This window comes from Streptomyces sp. NPDC038707, assembly GCF_040636485.1.
GTDB lineage: Bacteria > Actinomycetota > Actinomycetes > Streptomycetales > Streptomycetaceae > Streptomyces.
In genome coordinates this window covers 171175-192814 of sequence record NZ_JBEZUP010000010.1, presented here as the reverse complement: position 1 = coordinate 192814, position 21640 = coordinate 171175, and the positions used below count along the sequence as shown (strand labels likewise).

Annotated in this window: 28 protein-coding genes; 24 read left to right on the top strand and 4 right to left on the bottom strand. The window is 69.9% G+C overall.

Annotated elements, in window-relative coordinates:
- The first annotated feature begins 4 nt into the window (after positions 1-4).
- From AB0E62_RS16610 to AB0E62_RS16525, 18 genes are all read left to right on the top strand, one after another.
- Complete coding sequence (locus tag AB0E62_RS16610) at positions 5-190, top strand: type Z 30S ribosomal protein S14 (RefSeq protein WP_003948630.1); 186 nt, start codon at positions 5-7, stop codon at positions 188-190.
- Between the two features lie 214 nt (positions 191-404).
- Positions 405-803, top strand: a complete 399-nt coding sequence (gene rpsH, locus AB0E62_RS16605) for a 30S ribosomal protein S8 (RefSeq protein WP_014674378.1) — start codon at positions 405-407, stop codon at positions 801-803.
- 24 nt (positions 804-827) lie between these two features.
- On the top strand, positions 828-1367 hold the full coding sequence (gene rplF / locus AB0E62_RS16600) for a 50S ribosomal protein L6 (protein WP_362193280.1): 540 nt from the start codon (positions 828-830) through the stop codon (positions 1365-1367).
- Between the two features lie 3 nt (positions 1368-1370).
- Entirely contained in the window at positions 1371-1754 is a 384-nt protein-coding gene (gene rplR / locus AB0E62_RS16595; protein WP_029380981.1) for a 50S ribosomal protein L18, read from the top strand.
- A gap of 36 nt (positions 1755-1790) precedes the next feature.
- Positions 1791-2396, top strand: coding sequence for a 30S ribosomal protein S5 (gene rpsE, locus AB0E62_RS16590; protein WP_324936594.1), 606 nt, complete (start codon positions 1791-1793; stop codon positions 2394-2396).
- A 2-nt stretch (positions 2397-2398) separates the two neighbouring features.
- On the top strand, positions 2399-2581 hold the full coding sequence (gene rpmD / locus AB0E62_RS16585; protein ID WP_003998814.1) for a 50S ribosomal protein L30: 183 nt from the start codon (positions 2399-2401) through the stop codon (positions 2579-2581).
- 2 nt (positions 2582-2583) lie between these two features.
- Positions 2584-3039 carry a 50S ribosomal protein L15 gene (gene rplO / locus AB0E62_RS16580; RefSeq protein WP_095748086.1) on the top strand — a complete coding sequence of 152 codons (456 nt, stop codon included), beginning with the start codon at positions 2584-2586 and terminating at the stop codon, positions 3037-3039.
- Positions 3040-3228: 189 nt separating this feature from the next.
- Positions 3229-4542 carry a preprotein translocase subunit SecY gene (gene secY / locus AB0E62_RS16575; protein WP_362193276.1) on the top strand — a complete coding sequence of 438 codons (1314 nt, stop codon included), beginning with the start codon at positions 3229-3231 and terminating at the stop codon, positions 4540-4542.
- Positions 4542-5204: an adenylate kinase gene (locus AB0E62_RS16570; protein ID WP_362193273.1), complete on the top strand. Its 663-nt coding sequence runs from the start codon at positions 4542-4544 to the stop codon at positions 5202-5204. The genes secY and AB0E62_RS16570 overlap by 1 nt, the downstream gene beginning before the upstream one ends.
- A gap of 100 nt (positions 5205-5304) precedes the next feature.
- Complete coding sequence (gene map / locus AB0E62_RS16565) at positions 5305-6141, top strand: type I methionyl aminopeptidase (RefSeq protein ID WP_362193490.1); 837 nt, start codon at positions 5305-5307, stop codon at positions 6139-6141.
- Positions 6142-6465: 324 nt separating this feature from the next.
- The gene (infA, locus tag AB0E62_RS16560; RefSeq protein WP_003948620.1) at positions 6466-6687 is read left to right on the top strand and encodes a translation initiation factor IF-1; all 222 of its coding nucleotides are present in this window, start codon (positions 6466-6468) and stop codon (positions 6685-6687) included.
- Positions 6688-6747: 60 nt separating this feature from the next.
- Positions 6748-6861: a 50S ribosomal protein L36 gene (gene rpmJ / locus AB0E62_RS16555; RefSeq protein ID WP_003998809.1), complete on the top strand. Its 114-nt coding sequence runs from the start codon at positions 6748-6750 to the stop codon at positions 6859-6861.
- Between the two features lie 192 nt (positions 6862-7053).
- A complete protein-coding gene (gene rpsM, locus AB0E62_RS16550; protein WP_067240336.1) occupies positions 7054-7434 on the top strand; it encodes a 30S ribosomal protein S13 in 381 nt (126 codons plus the stop codon).
- Between the two features lie 65 nt (positions 7435-7499).
- On the top strand, positions 7500-7904 hold the full coding sequence (gene rpsK, locus AB0E62_RS16545; protein ID WP_003956432.1) for a 30S ribosomal protein S11: 405 nt from the start codon (positions 7500-7502) through the stop codon (positions 7902-7904).
- A gap of 149 nt (positions 7905-8053) precedes the next feature.
- Positions 8054-9076 carry a DNA-directed RNA polymerase subunit alpha gene (locus tag AB0E62_RS16540; RefSeq protein ID WP_003966937.1) on the top strand — a complete coding sequence of 341 codons (1023 nt, stop codon included), beginning with the start codon at positions 8054-8056 and terminating at the stop codon, positions 9074-9076.
- Positions 9077-9248: 172 nt separating this feature from the next.
- On the top strand, positions 9249-9749 hold the full coding sequence (rplQ, locus tag AB0E62_RS16535; protein WP_362193270.1) for a 50S ribosomal protein L17: 501 nt from the start codon (positions 9249-9251) through the stop codon (positions 9747-9749).
- 75 nt (positions 9750-9824) lie between these two features.
- Entirely contained in the window at positions 9825-10688 is an 864-nt protein-coding gene (gene truA, locus AB0E62_RS16530) for a tRNA pseudouridine(38-40) synthase TruA (RefSeq protein ID WP_362193267.1), read from the top strand.
- A 156-nt stretch (positions 10689-10844) separates the two neighbouring features.
- Entirely contained in the window at positions 10845-11012 is a 168-nt protein-coding gene (locus AB0E62_RS16525; protein ID WP_362193264.1) for a hypothetical protein, read from the top strand.
- A 24-nt stretch (positions 11013-11036) separates the two neighbouring features.
- On the opposite strand, the gene AB0E62_RS16520 is transcribed toward AB0E62_RS16525, so the two are convergent.
- Entirely contained in the window at positions 11037-11912 is an 876-nt protein-coding gene (locus AB0E62_RS16520) for a hypothetical protein (RefSeq protein ID WP_362193261.1), read from the bottom strand.
- A gap of 267 nt (positions 11913-12179) precedes the next feature.
- On the opposite strand from AB0E62_RS16520, the gene rplM reads away from it, so the two are divergent.
- The 3 genes from rplM (at position 12180) to glmM (ending at position 14754) form a co-directional block, all read left to right on the top strand.
- Entirely contained in the window at positions 12180-12623 is a 444-nt protein-coding gene (gene rplM / locus AB0E62_RS16515; RefSeq protein ID WP_014674395.1) for a 50S ribosomal protein L13, read from the top strand.
- A 42-nt stretch (positions 12624-12665) separates the two neighbouring features.
- Positions 12666-13178 carry a 30S ribosomal protein S9 gene (rpsI, locus tag AB0E62_RS16510; protein ID WP_103812805.1) on the top strand — a complete coding sequence of 171 codons (513 nt, stop codon included), beginning with the start codon at positions 12666-12668 and terminating at the stop codon, positions 13176-13178.
- Between the two features lie 217 nt (positions 13179-13395).
- Positions 13396-14754, top strand: a complete 1359-nt coding sequence (glmM, locus tag AB0E62_RS16505) for a phosphoglucosamine mutase (RefSeq protein WP_362193258.1) — start codon at positions 13396-13398, stop codon at positions 14752-14754.
- 13 nt (positions 14755-14767) lie between these two features.
- On the opposite strand, the gene AB0E62_RS16500 is transcribed toward glmM, so the two are convergent.
- Entirely contained in the window at positions 14768-15703 is a 936-nt protein-coding gene (locus AB0E62_RS16500) for a DUF389 domain-containing protein (protein WP_362193255.1), read from the bottom strand.
- A 21-nt stretch (positions 15704-15724) separates the two neighbouring features.
- Complete coding sequence (gene coaA, locus AB0E62_RS16495) at positions 15725-16693, bottom strand: type I pantothenate kinase (protein WP_362193487.1); 969 nt, start codon at positions 16691-16693, stop codon at positions 15725-15727.
- A 213-nt stretch (positions 16694-16906) separates the two neighbouring features.
- On the opposite strand from coaA, the gene glmS reads away from it, so the two are divergent.
- Positions 16907-18754, top strand: a complete 1848-nt coding sequence (glmS, locus tag AB0E62_RS16490; RefSeq protein ID WP_362193252.1) for a glutamine--fructose-6-phosphate transaminase (isomerizing) — start codon at positions 16907-16909, stop codon at positions 18752-18754.
- Positions 18755-18936: 182 nt separating this feature from the next.
- Here glmS and AB0E62_RS16485 read toward each other — a convergent pair whose 3' ends face one another.
- On the bottom strand, positions 18937-19719 hold the full coding sequence (locus AB0E62_RS16485; protein WP_362193249.1) for an SDR family oxidoreductase: 783 nt from the start codon (positions 19717-19719) through the stop codon (positions 18937-18939).
- A 63-nt stretch (positions 19720-19782) separates the two neighbouring features.
- On the opposite strand from AB0E62_RS16485, the gene AB0E62_RS16480 reads away from it, so the two are divergent.
- Both AB0E62_RS16480 and AB0E62_RS16475 read left to right on the top strand, forming a co-directional pair.
- Positions 19783-20154, top strand: a complete 372-nt coding sequence (locus AB0E62_RS16480; protein ID WP_189994091.1) for a holo-ACP synthase — start codon at positions 19783-19785, stop codon at positions 20152-20154.
- A 52-nt stretch (positions 20155-20206) separates the two neighbouring features.
- Entirely contained in the window at positions 20207-21640 is a 1434-nt protein-coding gene (locus AB0E62_RS16475; RefSeq protein ID WP_362193245.1) for an NAD(P)H-hydrate dehydratase, read from the top strand.

Here is a 21640-nt window from a genome sequence, read left to right as displayed (position 1 = left end):
CGAGATGGCGAAGAAGGCTCTCATCGCGAAGGCTGCTCGCAAGCCCAAGTTCGGTGTGCGTGGCTACACCCGCTGCCAGCGCTGCGGTCGTCCGCACTCCGTGTACCGCAAGTTCGGCCTGTGCCGCGTGTGCCTCCGTGAGATGGCTCACCGTGGCGAGCTGCCGGGCGTGACCAAGAGCTCCTGGTAATCCCCACCTTTAGGGATTCCTGGACCTCTCGGTAAGCAACCGGGACGGCAGGGCCCGAACCCCGCATGCCGTAGGCTGGTGGGGTTGGGCTCTGCCGCCCTGAACGACTTACTACGCCGTAGGTCCCCGCGCCGCACCCGTCCCGTCTGCAGAAGTACGGGGAGAGGGATGGCGCATATAGGAAACCCCGGCGAGAAAGGCCACAGGCCAATTCATGACCATGACTGATCCGATCGCAGACATGTTGACGCGTCTGCGGAACGCGAACTCGGCGTACCACGACTCGGTGTCGATGCCGCACTCCAAGATCAAGTCGCACATCGCGGAGATCCTCCAGCAGGAGGGCTTCATCACGGGCTGGAAGGTCGAGGACGCCGAGGTCGGCAAGAACCTCGTCCTGGAGCTGAAGTTCGGCCCCAACCGTGAGCGCTCCATCGCGGGCATCAAGCGGATCTCCAAGCCCGGTCTCCGGGTCTACGCGAAGTCCACCAACCTGCCGAAGGTGCTCGGCGGCCTGGGCGTGGCGATCATCTCCACGTCGCACGGGCTCCTCACCGACAAGCAGGCCGGCAAGAAGGGCGTGGGTGGGGAAGTCCTCGCCTACGTCTGGTAGCAGAAGGGAACGGAGGAAACAGCTATGTCGCGCATCGGCAAGCTCCCCATCGCGGTTCCCGCCGGCGTGGACGTCACCATCGACGGCCGTACGGTCAAGGTCAAGGGCCCCAAGGGCGAACTGACCCACACCGTTGCGGCTCCGATCGACATCGCTAAGGGCGAGGACGGCACCCTCCAGGTGCTGCGCCCGAACGACGAGCGTCAGAGCAAGGCCCTGCACGGCCTCTCCCGCACGCTGGTGGCGAACATGATCACCGGCGTGACCCAGGGTTACGTGAAGAAGCTCGAGATCAGCGGTGTCGGTTACCGAGTGACCGCCAAGGGTTCCAACCTGGAGTTCGCTCTCGGTTACAGCCACCCGATCGTGGTCGAGGCCCCCGAGGGCATCACCTTCAAGGTGGAGACCCCGACCCGTTTCTCGGTCGAGGGCATCGACAAGCAGAAGGTCGGCGAGGTTGCGGCCAACATCCGCAAGCTGCGCAAGCCCGACCCGTACAAGGCCAAGGGCGTCAAGTACGAGGGCGAAGTCATCCGCCGCAAGGTCGGAAAGGCGGGTAAGTAAGCCATGGCATACGGGCAGAAGATCCTCAAGGGCGACGCCTACAAGCGCGCCGCGATCAAGCGCCGTCACATCCGGATCCGCAAGAAGGTTTCCGGTACGGCGGAGCGTCCCCGTCTGGTCGTGACCCGCTCCAACCGCCACATCGTGGCGCAGGTGATCGACGACCTGAAGGGCCACACCCTGGCGTCGGCGTCCACGCTGGACGCGTCGATCCGCGGTGGCGAGGGCGACAAGTCCGCGCAGGCCAAGCAGGTCGGCGCCCTGGTCGCCGAGCGTGCCAAGGCCGCCGGTGTCGAGGCCGTCGTGTTCGACCGTGGTGGCAACCAGTACGCCGGCCGCATCGCGGCCCTGGCGGACGCCGCCCGCGAAGCCGGGCTCAAGTTCTGAGCCGCTTGTAGCTAGCGGAAAGAGAGAGGTAATCCAATGGCTGGACCCCAGCGCCGCGGAAGCGGTGCCGGTGGCGGCGAGCGGCGGGACCGGAAGGGCCGTGACGGCGGCGCTGCTGCCGCCGAGAAGACCGCGTACGTTGAGCGCGTCGTCGCGATCAACCGCGTCGCCAAGGTTGTGAAGGGTGGTCGTCGCTTCAGCTTCACCGCGCTGGTCGTGGTGGGCGACGGTGACGGCACCGTGGGTGTCGGTTACGGCAAGGCCAAGGAGGTGCCGGCCGCCATCGCCAAGGGTGTTGAGGAGGCCAAGAAGCACTTCTTCAAGGTCCCCCGTATCCAGGGCACCATCCCGCACCCGATCCAGGGTGAGAAGGCTGCCGGCGTCGTGCTGCTCAAGCCCGCGTCGCCCGGTACCGGTGTTATCGCCGGTGGTCCGGTGCGTGCCGTGCTCGAGTGCGCCGGTATCCACGACGTGCTGTCGAAGTCGCTCGGCTCCGACAACGCCATCAACATCGTGCACGCGACCGTGGCGGCCCTCAAGGGCCTGCAGCGTCCCGAGGAGATCGCGGCCCGCCGTGGTCTGCCGCTCGAGGACGTCGCCCCCGCGGCCCTTCTCCGTGCGCGTGCCGGGGCGGGTGCGTAATCATGGCGCAGCTCAAGATCACGCAGGTCAAGTCCTACATCGGCAGCAAGCAGAACCACCGTGACACCCTCCGGTCGCTTGGTCTCAAGGGGATCAACACCGTGGTCGTCAAGGAGGACCGCCCCGAGTTCCGCGGCATGGTGCACACCGTCCGCCACCTCGTGACGGTCGAGGAGGTCGACTGATCATGGCGGAGCAGAACCCGCTCAAGATCCACAACCTCCGTCCCGCCCCGGGCGCCAAGACCGCCAAGACCCGTGTGGGTCGTGGTGAGGCGTCGAAGGGTAAGACGGCCGGTCGTGGTACCAAGGGCACCAAGGCCCGCTACCAGGTTCCGGAGCGCTTCGAGGGCGGCCAGATGCCGCTGCACATGCGCCTCCCGAAGCTGAAGGGCTTCAAGAACCCGTTCAAGACCGAGTACCAGGTCGTGAACCTCGACAAGCTGGCCGCGCTCTACCCCGAGGGTGGCGAGGTCACCGTCGAGTCGCTGGTGGCCAAGGGTGCCGTTCGCAAGAACAGCCTCGTCAAGGTCCTCGGCCAGGGCGAGATCTCCGTGGCGCTGCAGGTGACGGTCGACGCCGTCTCCGGCTCCGCCAAGGAGAAGATCACCGCCGCCGGCGGTACGGTCACCGAGCTCGTCTGAGTCCCTCAGGCGGAGCGTCGATGACGTAAACGATCCCGACCGGGGATACCTCACAATGAGGTATCCCCGGTTGGTCGTTCCTAGGGGGGCATGGTCGCCGGTAAGGTGGCCTGCACTGTTCTTATTCGTATTCGTCGAACCTCAGACCGTCACCCTTGACGCAGTTGCGCGGGGGTCGCAGGAGGCACCGTGCTCACCGCGTTCGCCCGGGCGTTCAGGACGCCCGACCTGCGCAAGAAGCTGCTCTTCACGCTGGGCATCATCGTGGTCTACCGGGTCGGTACCCACATCCCGATCCCCAACGTCAACTACCAGGCCGTCCAGCAGTGCGTGAAGGAGGCCGGCGCCAACCAGGGCCTGTTCGGCCTCGTGAACATGTTCAGCGGCGGCGCGCTGCTCCAGATCACGGTCTTCGCGCTCGGCATCATGCCGTACATCACGGCCAGCATCATTCTCCAGCTGCTGACCGTGGTGATCCCGCGCCTGGAGGCCCTGAAGAAGGAGGGCCAGGCCGGCACGGCGAAGATCACGCAGTACACCCGTTACCTGACCGTGGCGCTCGCCATCCTCCAGGGCACCGGCCTGGTGGCCACCGCCCGCAGCGGCGCGCTCTTCAACGGTTGCTCGGTCGCCACGAGCATCGTCTCGGACCAGGCGATCTTCGCGACCATCACGATGGTCATCTGCATGACCGCCGGTACCGCCCTGGTGATGTGGCTCGGTGAGCTGATCACCGACCGCGGCATCGGCAACGGCATGTCGATCCTGATGTTCATCTCGATCGCCGCGACCTTCCCGTCCGCGCTGTGGGCCATCAAGAAGCAGGGCTCGCTGGCCGGCGGCTGGATCGAGTTCGGCACCGTCATCGCGGTCGGCCTGGTCATGGTCGGGCTCGTCGTCTTCGTCGAGCAGGCCCAGCGCCGCATCCCGGTGCAGTACGCGAAGCGGATGATCGGCCGCCGGTCCTACGGCGGTACGTCCACGTACATCCCGCTCAAGGTGAACCAGGCGGGTGTGATTCCCGTCATCTTCGCCTCCTCGCTGCTCTACATCCCGGCGCTGATCGCGCAGTTCGCGGGGGGCAACTCGGGCTGGAAGACCTGGATCGAGCAGAACCTCACCAAGGGCGACCACCCGATTTACATCACTTCGTACTTCTTGCTCATCGTTTTCTTCGCGTTCTTCTACGTCGCCATCTCCTTCAACCCCGAAGAAGTGGCCGACAACATGAAGAAGTATGGTGGCTTCATCCCGGGCATCCGGGCTGGCCGGCCGACCGCTGAGTACCTGAGCTACGTGCTCAACCGGATCACCTGGCCGGGTTCGCTGTATCTGGGTCTGATCGCTCTCGTACCGACAATGGCGTTGGTGGGCTTTGGGGCGAGCCAGAACTTCCCCTTCGGCGGGACCAGCATCCTCATCATCGTGGGTGTGGGCCTCGAGACGGTGAAGCAGATCGAGAGCCAGCTCCAGCAGCGCAATTACGAAGGGTTCCTCCGCTGATGCGTATCGTCCTCGTCGGGCCGCCGGGTGCCGGTAAGGGAACGCAGGCCGTCCGGCTCGCAGAGAAGCTGGGCATCCCGCACATCTCCACGGGCGACCTGTTCCGCGCCAACATCAGCCGGCAGACGGAGCTGGGCAAGCTCGCGAAGTCCTACATGGACGCCGGCAACCTCGTCCCCGACGAGGTGACCATCGCGATGGCCAAGGACCGCATGGAGCAGCCGGACGCGGAGAAGGGCTTCCTGCTGGACGGCTTCCCGCGCAACGTCTCGCAGGCGGAGGCGCTGGACCAGCTGCTGCGGGACGAGCACATGACGCTGGACGCCGTGCTCGACCTGGAGGTCCCCGAGGACGAGGTCGTCAAGCGGATCGCCGGCCGGCGCGTCTGCCGCAAGGACTCCTCGCACGTCTTCCACGTGGACTACAGCAAGCCGAAGCAGGAAGGCGTCTGCGACGTCTGCGGCGGCGAGCTGTACCAGCGCGACGACGACTCCGAGGACACCGTCCGCAAGCGGCTGGAGGTCTACCACACGCAGACCGAGCCGATCATCGACTACTACCGGGCACAGGGCCTGGTCGTGACGATCTCCGCCCTCGGCTCCGTGGAGGACGTCAAGCAGCGGGCGCTGGAGGCCCTCAAGAGCGAGAAGGCCGGGAAGTAGATCCCGGCCCTTCCGGCCGCGGTGCCCTCCCCGGGCGCCGCGGCCGTAGTGTTGTACAGGTATCCCAGTCGACGTGAGTGACGGAGAGCGCAGGCCCCCCATGGTGCAGATCAAGACCCCCGAGCAGATCGCGAAGATGCGGGCGGCGGGCCTGGTCGTAGCCGCCATCCACGCGGCCACGCGCGAGGCCGCGGTGCCCGGCGCGACCACCCGGGACCTGGACGAGGTGGCCCGCAAGGTCCTCGCCGAGCACGGCGCCAAGTCGAACTTCCTCGGCTACGGCGGCTTCCCGGCCACCATCTGCACCTCCGTGAACGACGTGGTCGTGCACGGCATCCCCTCCGACGACGTCGTCCTGAAGGACGGCGACATCATCTCCATCGACTGCGGCGCGATCGTCGACGGCTGGCACGGCGACGCGGCCTACACGGCGTTCGTCGGCTCCGGTCACGCCCCGGAGCTGATCGAGCTGTCCCGGGTGACCGAGGAGTCGATGTGGGCCGGCATCGCGGCCATGAAGCAGGGCAACCGCCTGGTCGACATCTCCCGGGCGGTCGAGACCTACATCCGCCGCCAGCCCAAGCCGGGCGGCGGCCGGTACGGGATCATCGAGGACTACGGCGGCCACGGCATCGGCACCGAGATGCACATGGACCCGCACCTGCTGAACTACGTCGACCGCCGCCGCGGCAAGGGCCCCAAGCTGGTCCCCGGCTTCTGCCTGGCCATCGAGCCCATGGTCTCCCTCGGCACCCCCAAGACCGAGGTGCTCTCCGACGACTGGACGGTCATCACGACCGACGGCACCTGGTCCTCCCACTGGGAGCACTCGGTGGCCCTCACCGAGCAGGGGCCCCTGGTGCTGACGGCTCCCGACGGGGGCAGGGCGAAGCTCGCCGAGTACGGCATCACGGCGGCGCCGGACCCGCTGGCGTAAGCGCCTGCCGTCCGTGCCGGGTCGATCGCCGTGGGCGGCCGCGGGTCCGGCTGTGCCCACCCTCTCCCGCTCTCGGCTTTGCTCGAGCGGGAGAATCCCCATCGCCCCAGCGGGAACGACTGCCCACAGCCGCGGTACCGCCTGTCGCGGCCGCTGCCACCCCGGTCGCGTAAGGATCACCCCGATGGGGCAGACTTCCTCGATTCGCCTTTCCGGGTGCGCCGACGTAGACTGACTCGTCGGCTCTTGTGCACCCGCATGCCTGCATGCTCACAAACGGTGCACGCAAGAGTCGATCAAGGTAGTCGATTCGAAGGGCGAAGCGTGGCCAAGAAGCAAGGTGCCATCGAGATCGAGGGCACTGTCGTCGAGTCTCTGCCGAACGCCATGTTCAAGGTCGAGCTCCAGAACGGCCACCAGGTCCTGGCACACATCAGCGGCAAGATGCGTATGCACTACATCCGCATCCTCCCTGACGACCGGGTCGTGGTGGAGCTGTCTCCTTACGACCTGACGCGTGGCCGGATCGTCTACCGGTACAAGTAGATCTTGCCCGCGCCCCGGGCCCGCCCGGTGCGATGGCACTGACCCGGAGAACCTCACCCCATGAAGGTCAAGCCGAGCGTCAAGAAGATCTGCGACAAGTGCAGGGTGATCCGCCGTCACGGCCGGGTCATGGTCATCTGCGAGAACCCGCGCCACAAGCAGCGCCAGGGCTGACGCACGACCGTATCCCTCTGCACCTCTATCGCAGAGTTTCGCGCGACGCGAGCTGAATATGTTCATACGCAGGACCCGAGCCATCCAGCTCGACACCCCCGGTTCGGAGGCCGGGGACCCGGTTCGTACCTGGTACGGCGGCCGGGAGTCGGTTCTGTGGAAGACCTCCGAAGAATCACCAGGAGCCATTGAATGGCACGCGTTTCCGGTGTCGACATCCCGCGCGAAAAGCGCGTGGAGATCGCGCTCACTTACGTGTTCGGCATCGGCCGGACCCTCTCGAAGGAGACGCTGGCTGCGACCGGCGTCGACCCGAACACCCGCGTCCGCGACCTGACGGAAGAGCAGCTCGTCGCGATCCGCGAGTACGTCGACAACAACATCAAGACCGAGGGTGACCTCCGTCGCGAGATCCAGGCCGACATCCGCCGCAAGGTCGAGATCGGTACCTACCAGGGTCTCCGTCACCGTCGCGGTCTGCCCGTCCGCGGTCAGCGCACCAGCACCAACGCCCGTACCCGCAAGGGCCCGCGTCGCGCCATCGCCGGCAAGAAGAAGCCGGGCAAGAAGTAGTCCGCAGCGGACACCTGTCCACGGTCTTCGCTGTAGGACCGACCACCTCCCGTAGGAGTTAATAGATGCCCCCCAAGGGTCGTCAGGGCGCTGCCAAGAAGGTGCGCCGCAAGGAAAAGAAGAACGTCGCTCACGGCCACGCGCACATCAAGAGCACGTTCAACAACACGATCGTCTCGATCACGGACCCGTCCGGCAACGTGATCTCCTGGGCCTCCGCCGGCCACGTCGGCTTCAAGGGCTCCCGGAAGTCCACGCCGTTCGCCGCGCAGATGGCCGCCGAGTCGGCCGCCCGCCGCGCCCAGGAGCACGGCATGCGCAAGGTCGACGTGTTCGTGAAGGGCCCGGGCTCCGGTCGCGAGACCGCGATCCGTTCCCTCCAGGCCACGGGCCTCGAGGTCGGCTCCATCCAGGACGTCACCCCGACCCCGCACAACGGCTGCCGCCCGCCGAAGCGCCGTCGCGTCTGACGCACGCCTCAGCAGGCTGGGGTTCCCGGGCGGTACGGCTCCTTCGGGTCGTGCCGCCCGTACCCTTGCAGTACCCGCGCTCCACACAGGCGCGGTTTCCGTCGGACGTCAAATAGCGGGCGTCCACGAAAGAAGGATCTGATCCACACATGCTGATCGCTCAGCGTCCCTCGTTGACCGAAGAGGTCGTCGACGAGTTCCGCTCCCGGTTCGTGATCGAGCCGCTGGAGCCGGGCTTCGGCTACACCCTCGGCAACTCCCTGCGCCGTACGCTCCTCTCCTCGATCCCGGGTGCCGCCGTCACCTCCATCCGGATCGATGGTGTCCTGCACGAGTTCACCACCGTGCCGGGCGTCAAGGAGGACGTCACCGACCTGATCCTCAACATCAAGCAGCTGGTCGTCTCCTCGGAGCACGACGAGCCGGTCGTGATGTACCTGCGCAAGCAGGGCCCGGGTCTGGTCACCGCCGCCGACATCGCGCCTCCGGCCGGTGTCGAGGTGCACAACCCCGACCTCGTCCTCGCCACGCTCAACGGCAAGGGCAAGCTGGAGATGGAGCTGACCGTCGAGCGCGGTCGCGGCTACGTCTCCGCCGTGCAGAACAAGCAGGTGGGCCAGGAGATCGGCCGTATCCCGGTCGACTCGATCTACTCGCCGGTGCTCAAGGTCACGTACAAGGTCGAGGCCACGCGTGTCGAGCAGCGCACCGACTTCGACAAGCTGATCGTCGACGTCGAGACCAAGCAGGCGATGCGTCCGCGTGACGCCATGGCCTCCGCCGGCAAGACCCTGGTCGAGCTGTTCGGTCTCGCCCGCGAGCTGAACATCGACGCCGAGGGCATCGACATGGGCCCGTCCCCGACGGACGCCGCCCTGGCCGCCGACCTGGCGCTGCCGATCGAGGAGCTGGAGCTCACCGTTCGGTCGTACAACTGCCTCAAGCGCGAGGGCATCCACTCCGTGGGTGAGCTCGTGGCCCGTTCCGAGGCCGACCTGCTCGACATCCGCAACTTCGGTGCGAAGTCGATCGACGAGGTCAAGGCGAAGCTGGCCGGCATGGGCCTGGCCCTGAAGGACAGCCCGCCCGGATTCGACCCGACCGCCGCGGCGGACGCGTTCGGCGCGGACGACGACGCGGACGCGGGTTTCGTGGAGACCGAGCAGTACTAAGCGCTCCGCGGGGAGGCCGTACTGCGTCTGCGGGCCGGTCGCGGCTGGTCGCGCAGTTCCCCGCGCCCCTTCCAGGCTCCTTCGGGGGCCTGGATCTCCGACGGGCAACCGCTCGCTCGGATACTGACCCCGGTACCTGATACGGCCGGGGCAGAGATACAGGAGATGGAACATGCCGAAGCCCACCAAGGGTGCCCGTCTGGGCGGCAGCGCCGCGCACGAGAAGCTGCTCCTCGCCAACCTGGCCAAGAGCCTCTTCGAGCACGGCAAGATCACCACCACCGAGGCGAAGGCGCGCAAGCTGCGCCCGTACGCCGAGCGTCTGATCACCAAGGCGAAGAAGGGCGACCTTCACAACCGCCGCCAGGTGCTTCAGGTGATCACGGACAAGAGCATCGTCCACACGCTCTTCACCGAGATCGGCCCGCGCTACGAGAACCGTCCCGGTGGCTACACCCGCATCACCAAGATCGGTAACCGCCGTGGCGACAACGCGCCCATGGCCGTCATCGAGCTGGTCGAGGCGCTGACGGTGCAGCAGAAGGCCGTGGGCGAGGCCGAGGCCGCGACGAAGCGCGCGGTCAAGGAGGCCGACGAGGCCAAGGCCGAGGAGACCAAGGTCGAGGAGACCGAGGCCGCCGAGGCTCCCGCCGAGGAGTCCAAGGACGCCTGAGGCTCTGCCTGAACGCGGTAAGCGGGTCCGCCCTTCGGGGCGGGCCCGCTTTCGTGCACCTGAGAGGATCTGTGCGTGAGTGATGAAGTACAGCCCGGTCATGTCCGTGTCCGGCTCGACCTGTCCTACGACGGCACCGCCTTCCACGGCTGGGCGAAGCAGGCCGGGGGCCGGCGGACCGTGCAGGGGGAGATCGAGGACGCCCTGCGGACGGTCACGCGGTCGAAGGAGACCTACGAGCTGACCGTGGCCGGGCGCACCGACGCCGGGGTGCACGCCCGGGGGCAGGTGGCGCACGTCGACCTGCCCGTGGACGTGTGGCGCGAGCACCACCAGAAGCTGCTGAAGCGGCTGGCGGGCCGGCTGCCGAAGGACGTCCGGGTGTGGGCGCTGCGCGAGGCGCCCAGCGGGTTCGACGCGCGGTTCTCGGCGGTGTGGCGGCGCTACGCGTACCGGGTCACCGACAACCCGGGGGGAGTGGACCCCCTGCTGCGGGGCCACGTGCTGTGGCACGACTGGCCGCTCGACGTGGACGCCATGAACGAGGCCGCGCGGGCGCTGCTCGGGGAGCACGACTTCGCCGCGTACTGCAAGAAGCGCGAGGGCGCGACCACGATCCGTACGCTCCAGGAGCTGAGCCTGGTCCGGGGCGAGGACGGGATCATCACCGCGACCGTGCGGGCGGACGCCTTCTGCCACAACATGGTGCGCTCGCTGATCGGCGCGCTGCTGTTCGTCGGCGACGGGCACCGGGGGCCCGAGTGGCCGGGGAAGGTGCTGGCCGCGGGCGTACGGGACTCCGCCGTGCACGTCGTACGGCCGCACGGGCTGACGCTGGAGGAGGTCGGCTACCCGGCCGACGAACTGCTGGCGGCCCGGAGCCGGGAAGCGCGGAACAAGCGCTCGCTTCCTGGCGCTACGGGATGCGGGACGTGTTAGCCGCGTCGCATTCCGCGGCCGGCCGGCGCCCTACGGGGGAGGGACAGCGACGGCACGGAGCGAGACCCGGGTCACCGTCGACGACTCCAGCCCGGACAGCACCGGGCGGATCGCGGAGGAGCTGGCCGAGAGGCACAACGGCGCCGGCCGGTCCGGATGAGCGCGCTGCACCGCACCGCGAAGGACGGGCTGGGCCGGGCGTACACCGCCGGGTTCAACCTGCGGTCGGCGCGGACCCTGCGGGACGTCGGTCTGGTGTCCCTGGACAGCGCCGGCCACAGCTTCCAGGTCGGACGACGCTGCTGCCACTGCGGCTGCGGCTGAAGCGGTACTGAGCGGCGGGGCGGGCTAGCGGGCGGCGGCCTCCGCCTGTTGCTGGCCCCGGCGGTGGATCTGGTTCACGGTGAACTGGGCCAGGCCGTTGCCGGCGGCGAAGACGTCGGCGTCCTTCTTGGTGACGTCCTTGCCGGTGGTGAAGCCGGAGATGGTGAAGTAGGCGTAGCGGCCGTAGGCGTTGCGCGTGGAGCGGCAGAAGGCCCCGTCGCAGAAGGGCTTGACGCCGCCCTTGCCGAACAGCGAGCGGACGATGGACCGGTCGTCGGTCTGGGCCTTGGCCTTGGCGGCCTGCGCCGCGTTGTCGAAGACGGCGACGCCGACGGTGACCGCGATGTCGCCGTGGGTGTAGCTGGCGCGCAGCAGGCGGGTGCAGCCGTTGGCGGTGAGGATGCCGGGCAGGGTGCCCCCGGCGGCGGAGGCACAGCCGGAGGTGTCGTCGGTGGCGCCCTTCGTGTACGCGGTGTCGCCGACGGTGACCTGTCTGCCGGCGAAGAGTGTGCCGGGGCCGAGCGGAGCGGTGTCCTTCTCGGCGCTGGATATGAAGTCCGCGGGGTTCAGCGGCGGCGGGGCGCTGGTCGGCTCGAAGGACGGCGTCGCGGTGGCGGTGCCCGATACGGAGGCGCCGGTGGGCGGGTTGCTCGGGCCGGCCTCGGGATCGCCCCCGTTCGCGGAGACCACGGCCACCGCGACCGCGGCGCCCACCGCGACCGTGGCCAGCGCCCCGCCGGCTATGAACAGCAGTTTGCGGCGCTTGCTCCGTGCCTCGGAGGCCTCGGCGAGCGCGGCCCAGTCGGGCGTCCCGTCGTCTTCTCCGCCGTTGAACGGCTGCTGGGAATGCGGTTTCCAGGGATCCCACTGAGACTGGGGTCCCCCCTGCCCGTTACTCATGGGGCGCATCTTAGACGGGGCCCGATGACACGGGGGCCGTCCGGCGGACCGCCTCGTTTTGACCCGTGTGGGGGCCAGCCGGTAACCTGCTTCTTCGTTGTGTATTGGCTTGCTCATTCTCACGGGACGGGCCCTTACACCGGTCCACCGGGCCGATGACCAGCGACCCCACGCACGCGGTTTGCGTCGCCGCCGTGGGTCAAGGCTGTCGTGATCGTTTCGGTGACCTTGTTTAGGACCATTCACTCGAAGCGAAGGCTACGAACCGTGCGTACGTACAGCCCCAAGCCCGGCGATGTGACGCGCCAGTGGCACGTCATCGACGCTCAGGACGTTGTCCTGGGCCGTCTCGCCACCACTGCTGCGACCCTCCTCCGGGGCAAGCACAAGCCGATCTACGCGCCGCACGTCGACGCTGGTGACTTCGTCATCATCATCAACGCCGACAAGGTGCACCTGTCCGGCAACAAGCGGACCCAGAAGATGGCCTACCGCCACTCCGGCTACCCGGGTGGTCTGCGCTCCGTCCGTTACGACGAGCTGCTGGACAAGAACCCGGAGAAGGCCATCGAGAAGGCCGTCAAGGGCATGCTCCCCAAGAACTCCCTGGGCCGTCAGATGCTCTCGAAGCTGAAGGTCTACAAGGGTGACCAGCACCCGCACGCGGCCCAGCAGCCCGTGCCGTTCGAGATCACCCAGGTCGCGCAGTAAGTCCGGCCACCCCCTAAGACTGAACAGAATCTGAGGAGAATCGTGGCCGAGACCACTGCCGAGCAGCCGCTCGAAGAGCTTGACATCGACAGCTACACCACCGAGTCCGAGGTCCCCGTCGAGGGCGAGTACACCTCGGAGTCCCTGGCCTCCCGCTTCGGCGAGCCGCAGCCGGCCGCCGGCCTGGGCCGCCGCAAGAACGCCATCGCCCGCGTCCGGATCGTCCCGGGCACCGGCAAGTGGAAGATCAACGGTCGCACCCTCGAGGACTACTTCCCGAACAAGGTGCACCAGCAGGAAGTCAACGAGCCGTTCAAGGTCCTGGAGCTCGAGGGCCGTTACGACGTCATCGCCCGCATCGCCGGCGGCGGTGTCTCCGGCCAGGCCGGTGCGCTGCGTCTCGGTGTCGCCCGTGCGCTGAACGAGGCCGACGTCGACAACAACCGCGGCCCGCTGAAGAAGGCCGGCTTCCTCAAGCGCGACGACCGCGCGGTCGAGCGCAAGAAGGCCGGTCTGAAGAAGGCCCGCAAGGCTCCGCAGTACAGCAAGCGCTAAGCTTCGCTGCCTGCTCGTACGTGGTACGGGCTTCGGCCCCGCGTACTCCGAACGCCCCGGCGGCACGCCACATGTGCCCCCGGGGCGTTCGCTTATCCCAGCCAAGGGCGTATAACGGCACAAGACGCTCAAAGGCTTGTGTGATCGGATATCGGGTCGTCTGCCACCCGACGCGGCGCGGTCCGCTTCCGACATCGATGCTTCCTCAGGAGGACAAGTGGGACGACTCTTCGGCACGGACGGCGTGCGCGGTGTCGCCAACGCGGATCTGACGGCCGAGCTGGCGCTGGGCCTCTCCGTCGCCGCGGCGCATGTGCTGGCCGAGGCGGGCACCTTCGAGGGCCACAAGCCGACGGCGGTGGTCGGACGGGACCCGCGCGCGTCCGGGGAGTTCCTGGAGGCGGCGGTGGTGGCCGGTCTGGCCAGCGCGGGCGTGGACGTCCTGCGGGTCGGCGTGCTGCCGACGCCCGCGGTGGCGCACCTGACCGGCGCGCTCGGCGCCGACCTCGGCGTGATGCTCTCCGCCAGCCACAACGCCATGCCGGACAACGGCATCAAGTTCTTCGCCCGCGGCGGCCACAAACTCGCCGACGAGCTGGAGGACCGCATCGAGGCGGTCTACGACTCCCACCGGCACGGCGAGCCCTGGGAGCGGCCGACGGGGGCCGGGGTCGGCCGCGTACGGTCGTACGAGGAGGGCTTCGAGCAGTACATCGCCCACCTGCTGGCGGTGCTGCCCAACCGGCTCGACGGCCTGAAGATCGTCCTGGACGAAGCGCACGGCGCGGCCTCGGGGGTCTCGCCGGAGGTGTTCGCCCGGGCGGGCGCCCAGGTCGTCACGATCGGCGCCGAGCCGGACGGGCTCAACATCAACGACGGCTGCGGCTCGACCCACCTGGACCTGCTCAAGGCCGCGGTCGTCGAGCACGGCGCGGACCTCGGCATCGCGCACGACGGTGACGCCGACCGCTGCCTGGCCGTGGACCACACCGGCGAGGAGGTCGACGGCGACCAGATCCTCGCCGTGCTCGCGCTGTCGCTGCGGGAGCGGTCCGCGCTGCCGGCCGACACCGTCGTGGCCACCGTGATGTCCAACCTCGGCTTCAAGCTGGCGATGGAACGCGAGGGCATCCGGCTCGTGCAGACGGCCGTGGGCGACCGGTACGTCCTGGAGGAGATGAAGGAGCACGGCTACGCCCTCGGCGGCGAGCAGTCCGGGCACGTCATCATCCTCGACCACGCGACCACCGGCGACGGCACGCTGACCGGCCTGCTGCTGGCGGCGCGGGTCGCGCAGACCGGCCGTACGCTGCGGGACCTGGCCTCCGTCATGGAGCGGCTGCCGCAGGTCCTGATCAACGTGCCCGACGTGGACAAGTCGCGGGTCAAGACGTCCGCGGACCTCGCCGCCGCGGTCACGGAGGCGGAGCGGGAACTCGGCGAGACCGGCCGGGTGCTGCTGCGGCCGTCGGGTACGGAGCCGCTGGTACGGGTCATGGTCGAGGCCGCCGACATCGAGCAGGCCCGGGCGGTCGCCGGGCGGCTGGCCGACGCGGTGAAGGCGGCGCTGGGGTAGGGCCGGGCGCCCCTCAGGGGCGCCGTCGCTGCCGTTGCCGCTGCCAGAAGTACTTCTGGGCGAGCAGGGTGACGGTCGCCGCCAGGACGATGCCCAGCAGGTTCAGCAGCAGCTGGACGGTCGAGCGGCTGGTCTGCGACATGTCGCCGTAGGTCAGCGCCACCGCCGCGTTGGCCGCGGCCGGCACCGTGGTGACCGAGATGGCCACGCCCACCAGCGCCCCCGACTTCGCGGAGGTCAGCGAGAGGGTGCCGGCGATGCCGGCCAGGACCGCGACGATGAACGAGAAGGTGTCGGGGGCGTACACGAACGCCGTGTTGGGCCGCTCACCCTCCAGGTCCGAGCGGTGGAAGAGGCCGAGGGCGTCCATGAGCACGGCGAAGCCGCCCGTCACCGCCATCGCCACGGCGAAGCCCACCAGCAGCGCGATCAGCGAGCGCAGCGCCAGCCGTGGCCGGCGCCGCACCAGCGCCGTGCTGATGCCGGCCAGCGGGCCGAACTCCGGTCCCACCGCCATCGCGCCCACGATCAGGATCGCGTTGTCCAGGACGACACCGCAGGCGGCGATCATCGTGGCCAGGGTGATGAACGCGAGGTAGGTGACGGTCAGCGTCGACTCCTCGTGGGTGGCCTCGATCAGGCCCTCCCAGAGCACCGCGTCCGCGCCCTCGCCGGGTGCCTCCTCCTCGGCCTTCTCGGCCCGCCGGGACAGCGACAGGCCGATGTCCTCCACGGCGATGGAACCGGTCTCCTCCAGGCCCAGCCGCCGCAGCCCGGCGATGAGTTCGTCCCCGGCCTCCCGCGCCACGTCGCACAGGACGAGGTCGCCGGCCGGGTCGCGGGCGGCGCCGGGCAGGACGACGAGGTGGGTGGTGCCGACCGTCCGCTCGATCAGCCGCACCACCTCCTCCGTCCGTTCGGCGGGGGTGATCAGACGCAGATGCAGCATGCGCCCATCCAACCGGACCGGCTACAGCTTGCGCAGCCGCAGCCGCTGCACCTTGTGGTCCGGGCCCTTGCGCAGGATGAGGCCGGCCCGGCCGCGGGTCGGGGCGATGTTCTCCACCAGGTTGGGCTTGTTGATGGTCCGCCAGAGCATGCGCGCGTAGTCCAGGGCCTCCTCCTCGGAGACCTGGGTGTACTTGCGGAAGTACGACGACGGGTTCTGGAAGGCGGTCTGCCGCAACTTCCGGAAGCGGCTGAGGTACCAGCGCTCGATGTCCTCGGTGCTCGCGTCGACGTACACGCTGAAGTCGAAGTAGTCCGCCAGACCGACCCGGGTGCGGCCGTCCTTGCCGGGCAGGGCGGGCTGGAGGACGTTCAGCCCCTCGACGATGAGGATGTCGGGGCGGCGGACGACGAGCCGCTCGCCCGGCACGATGTCGTAGATCAGGTGGGAGTAGACCGGCGCGGACACCTCGTCCTTGCCGGCCTTGATGTCGGCGACGAAGCGGGTGAGGGCCCGGCGGTCGTAGGACTCGGGGAACCCTTTCCGCGACATCAGGCCGCGGGCCTCCAGTTCCCGGGTGGGCAGCAGGAAGCCGTCCGTGGTCACCAGCTCCACGCGGGGGTGCTCGGGCCAGCGGGAGAGCAGGGCCTGGAGCAGGCGGGCCACGGTGGACTTGCCCACGGCCACGGAGCCGGCGACGCCTATCACGAACGGGGTGCCGGACTGGGAGCCCTTCTCCCCGAGGAAGGTGTTCAGCGCGCCGCGCAGACCGTCCGTGGCGCCGACGTAGAGGTTGAGGAGCCGGGAGAGCGGGAGGTAGATGTCCCGCACCTCGTCCAGGTCGATGACGTCACCGAGACCGCGGAGCTTCTCCACCTCCTCGGCGGTGAGCGGCAACGGCGTCTTGTCGCGCAGCGCGCTCCACTCGGCGCGGGTGAGGTCGACGTAGGGAGTCGCCTCCGGCCTGTGCCGGTGGGCGCTCCTGGGCATCGGGGAGACCGGTGAGATCACAGTCCATTGTTAACGGAGTTTGAACGGGGTGGGGGGTGGGGTGGGTCACGTGGCCCTCCCCAGGGCACATCGTCCACTTCCTCACTTCTGTCCGTGCGTCCACACAAAGGGCCTTCGTACGACGGTGGGAATTTCTGATTCCGGGCAGGATTCGGAAGATTCTGATCACTGTTGGCCCTTAGGCTGCCGCTCATGTGCGGAATCGTGGGATACGTAGGGTCACAGTCAGCGCTGGACGTCGTGATGGCCGGGCTGAAGCGGCTGGAGTACCGGGGGTACGACTCCGCGGGGGTCGCCGTGCTCGCGGACGGTGGGCTGGCCGCCGCGAAGAAGGCCGGGAAACTCGTCAACCTGGAGAAGGAACTGGTCGACCGTCCGCTGCCGGCCGGCTCGACCGGTATCGGGCACACCCGTTGGGCCACCCACGGCGGTCCCACGGACGCCAACGCGCACCCGCACCTGGACAACGCGGGCCGGGTCGCCGTGGTGCACAACGGCATCATCGAGAACTTCGCCGCGCTGCGCGCCGAACTCGCCGAACGCGGGCACGAGTTGACCTCCGAGACGGACACCGAGGTGGTCGCCCACCTGCTCGCCGAGGAGTTCTCGGCCACCGCCGACCTCGCCGAGGCGATGCGGCTGGTGTGCCGCCGGCTGGAGGGCGCGTTCACCCTGGTCGCCGTGCACGCCGACGAACCGGACGTGGTGGTCGGCGCCCGCCGCAACTCCCCGCTGGTCGTGGGCGTCGGCGAGGGCGAGGCGTTCCTCGCCTCCGACGTCGCCGCGTTCATCGCCCACACCCGCTCCGCGATCGAGCTGGGCCAGGACCAGGTGGTCGAACTGCGCCGGGACGGCGTCACGGTGACCGGCTTCGACGGCCGCCCGGCCGACGTCCGCTCCTACCACGTGGACTGGGACGCCTCGGCCGCCGAGAAGGGCGGCTACGACTACTTCATGCTCAAGGAGATCGCCGAGCAGCCCAAGGCCGTCGCCGACACCCTGCTCGGCCGCATCGACCCGAACGGCTCCCTGACGCTGGACGAGGTGCGGATCAGCCCCTCCGAACTGCGCGAGGTCGACAAGGTCGTCATCGTCGCCTGCGGTACGGCCTTCCACGCCGGCCTGATCGCCAAGTACGCCATCGAGCACTGGACCCGCATCCCGTGCGAGGTCGAGCTGGCCAGCGAGTTCCGCTACCGCGACCCGATCCTGGACGGTCGCTCCCTGGTGATCGCCATCTCCCAGTCCGGCGAGACCATGGACACCCTGATGGCGCTGCGGCACGCCCGCGAGCAGGGCTCCAAGGTGCTGGCGATCTGCAACACCAACGGCTCCACCATCCCCCGCGAGTCCGACGCCGTGCTGTACACGCACGCCGGTCCCGAGGTCGCCGTCGCCTCCACCAAGGCGTTCCTCACCCAGCTCGTCGCCTGCTACCTGGTCGCCCTGTACCTCGGGCAGGTGCGCGGCACCAAGTGGGGAGACGAGGTGCAGGCGGTCATCAAAGACCTGTCCCGGATCTCGGACGAGGTGGAACGGGTCCTGGAGACCATGGAGCCGGTCCGGGCGCTGGCCCGCAGCCTGGCCGCCAAGAACACCGTCCTCTTCCTCGGCCGGCACGTCGGCTACCCGGTGGCCCTGGAAGGCGCGCTGAAGCTGAAGGAACTCGCCTACATGCACGCCGAGGGCTTCGCCGCCGGCGAGCTGAAGCACGGCCCGATCGCACTGATCGAGGAGGACCTGCCGGTGGTGGTGGTCGTCCCCTCGCCGCGCGGCCGGTCCCTGCTGCACGACAAGATCGTCTCCAACATCCAGGAGATCCGCGCGCGCGGCGCCCGCACCATCGTCATCGCGGAGGAGGGCGACGAGACGGTGGTCCCCTACGCCGACCACCTGATCCGCGTCCCGGCCACGCCGACGCTGCTCCAGCCGCTGGTGGCCACCGTGCCGCTGCAGGTCTTCGCCTGCGAGCTGGCCACGGCCCGGGGCAACGAGGTGGACCAGCCCCGGAACCTGGCGAAGTCCGTCACCGTGGAGTGACGCCCGGAACGGGACGGCGTGAACGGCCCGGTACCCGGGAGGTGCGGACGTCGACGGTCTCCTTGGCCTCGACGTCGGTGATCGCCTCGCCGCGGTCCCTCGGCAGGGACGCCGCGGAGGCGGGGCCGGCGCCGGCGACGGTCCCGGTGCGCAGGGGCGTCGCGCGGACCCCGCGCGGGTGCTCAGTGCACGGACAGGCCGCCGTCCACGTGGATCGACTGGCCGGTGACGTAGCCGGAGGCGCGGCTCGCCAGGAACACGGCCGCGCCCGCGAAGTCCTCGGCCAGGCCGTTGCGGCCGGTCATCGTGCGCGCGGCCAGGGCCGCCACCCGCTCCGGGTCGGCCGACAGCCGCGCGTTGAGCGGGGTCATCACAAAGCCCGGCACCAGGGTGTTGCAGGTGACCCCGTACGGAGACCAGGCCTCGGCCTGGGAACGGGCCAGCGACTCGAGCCCGCCCTTCGACACGCCGTAGGCACCGCTCTGCACGAACGCCCGGTGCGCCTGCTGGGAGCTGATGTGGATGATCCGGCCGAAGCCCCGTCCGGCCATCCCCGGCCCGAACCGCTGCCCCAGCAGGAACGGCGCCTCCAGGTTCACCGCCATGGTGGCGTCCCACACGTCCTCGCCCAGCTCGCCCAGCGGCGGACGCAGGTTGATCCCGGCCGAGTTGACGAGGATGTCGGGCTCCCCGAACACGGCCGCCGCCTCCTCGGCGGCCGCACGCACCCCCGCCCGGCTGCCCAGATCGGCGCTCACCCAGGCCGCCCGGCAGCCGTCGGCCGTCAACTCGGCCACCGTTTCCGTGAGTTCGCGCTCGCGCCGGGCCACGATCACCACGCTCGCCCCGGCCCGCGCCAGCGCCCCCGCCACGGCCCGCCCGATGCCCGAGCTGCCCCCGGTCACCAGCGCGACCCGGCCGTCCAGCGAGAACAGGCCGGAGAGATAAGCGTTCGATGAGGTCATGTCCGCAGCGTAGGCGACGTGTGTCGCCGGGACGCCGTCGCCCGGAGTCGTAGGGTGCTCGCCATGAGCATCATCGGGGTGGGCATCGACGTCGCCGAGATCGACCGGTTCCGGGCGTCCCTGGAGCGGACGCCGGGGCTGGCCGGCCGGCTGTTCGTGGAGCGGGAGCTGCTGCTGCCCAGCGGGGAGCGGCGCGGCATCGCCTCGCTGGCGGCCCGGTTCGCCGCCAAGGAGGCGCTCGCCAAGGCGCTCGGGGCACCGCCCGGACTGCACTGGACCGACGCCGAGGTGTACGTGGAGGACAGCGGGCAGCCCCGGCTGCGGGTGAAGGGCACGGTGGCCGCGCGCGCGGCCGAGCTGGGCGTGCGGGCCTGGCATGTGTCGCTCAGTCACGACGCCGGGGTGGCCTCGGCCGTGGTGGTCGCCGAGGGCTGACCGCGCCCGCCCCGGGTGTGGACGGCGGGGATTCGGGGGCAGACTCGGTGCCATGCGTACTGCGTACAGCGTGGAGACGGTAAGGGCGGCCGAACGGGCCCTGATGGCGCGGCTGCCGGAGGGCGCGCTGATGCAGCGGGCCGCCGCCGGGCTGGCCGCGGCCTGCGCCGGCCTGCTCGGGCGGGTGTCCGGCAGCCGGGTGGTACTGCTGGTCGGCAGCGGGGACAACGGCGGGGACGCCCTGTACGCGGGGGCCCGGCTGGCCCGGCGCGGCGCCGGGGTGACCGCCGTCCTGCTGACACCGGGACGGGCCCACGCCGGAGGGCTCGCCGCGTTGCGCCGGGCCGGCGGCAGGACCGTCCCGGCGGACCGGGCCGAGGAGGCGATCGCGCGGGCCCGCCTGGTCGTGGACGGGATCGTCGGCATCGGCGGCAAGGGCGGGCTGCGGCCGGACGCCGCACGGCTCGCCGAGGCGGTGGCGCGCTCCGGGGCCGCCGTCGTCGCCGTGGACCTGCCCAGCGGCGTCGACGCGGACACCGGGGAGGTGCGGGGGGCCGCGCTGCGCGCCGACCTGACCGTCACCTTCGGCGCGTACAAGCCCGGACTGCTGGTGGACCCCGCGCGGGAGTACGCCGGGGTGGTGCGGTTCGTCGGCATCGGCATCGAACCGCCGCCCGCCGACGCCGTGCTCCAGGCCCTCCAGCACGCCGACGTGGCCGGGCTGTTGCCGGCTCCGGAGGCGGAGAGCGACAAGTACCGGCGCGGGGTGGTCGGCATCGCGGCGGGCTCGGCGCGCTACCCGGGCGCGGCCGTGCTGGCGGTGTCCGGGGCGCTGCGCGGCGGAGCCGGGGCCGTACGGTACGTCGGCCCGGCCGGGGACGCGGTCCTCGCGCGCTTCCCGGAGACCCTGGTCTCCGACGCCGGACCCGCCAAGGCCGGCCGGGTGCAGGCGTGGGTGACCGGTCCGGGCGCCGGGGACGACGCGGCCACCGTGGCGGAGGTGCTGGCGACGGACGTACCGGTGCTGCTCGACGCGGACGGGCTGCGGCTGGCCGACCGGGACACCGTACGGCGGCGCGGCGCGCCCACGCTGATGACCCCGCACGCGGGGGAGGCCGCCGCGCTGCTGGGGGTGCGGCGGGAGGAGGTCGAGGCCGCCCGGCTGGCCGCGGTGCGCGAACTGGCCGCGGTGTTCCGGGCGACGGTCCTGCTGAAGGGCTCCACCACCCTGGTCGCCGGCCCCGGCGGCGGACCCGTACGGGTCAACCCCACCGGCACCCCCTGGCTGGCCACGGCCGGCAGCGGCGACGTCCTCTCCGGCCTCGCCGGCTCCCTGCTGGCGGCCGGCCTGGACCCGCTGGACGCCGGGAGCGTGGCCGCGTACCTCCACGGCCTGGCGGGCCGCTTCGCCGCGTCCGGCGCCCCGGCGGGCGCCCACGACGTGGCGTCCCGCATCCCGGAGGCCTGGCGGAGCGTACGGGACTGA